Source organism: Paraburkholderia sp. SIMBA_053, assembly GCF_046534895.1.
Classification (GTDB): domain Bacteria; phylum Pseudomonadota; class Gammaproteobacteria; order Burkholderiales; family Burkholderiaceae; genus Paraburkholderia; species Paraburkholderia caledonica.
Window position 1 is genome coordinate 1 of the sequence record NZ_JAWRXU010000861.1, and the last position, 265, is coordinate 265.

The 265-nt window shown below is 60.4% G+C and carries 1 protein-coding gene; it reads left to right on the plus strand.

The genetic code is table 11. The features are described from left to right. Positions 1 to 265 (plus strand): diguanylate cyclase (locus SB753_RS38035; RefSeq protein ID WP_410805287.1); only part of this gene is annotated, 265 nt, incomplete at both ends.

The window sequence follows — 265 nt, forward strand, 5'->3', positions numbered from 1 at the left end:
CCCGGCTCGTTACGGCGGCGAAGAGTTCGTCGTCCTCCTCAAGGAGTGCTCGCTTGCCGTAGCGACCCGGACGGCGGAACGAATTCGCGGCGGAATCGAGGCGCTTTCTATTAGTCACGATTCCAGCCCGTTTAGCAAAGTCACGGTCAGCATCGGCATTGTGCACACGACCGACCTTGAAACGAATGATGCAGCTGACCTGCTCCGCGCAGCCGACGCGGCACTGTATGAAGCCAAGCGCCTTGGCAGGAACCGGGTGTTCCAT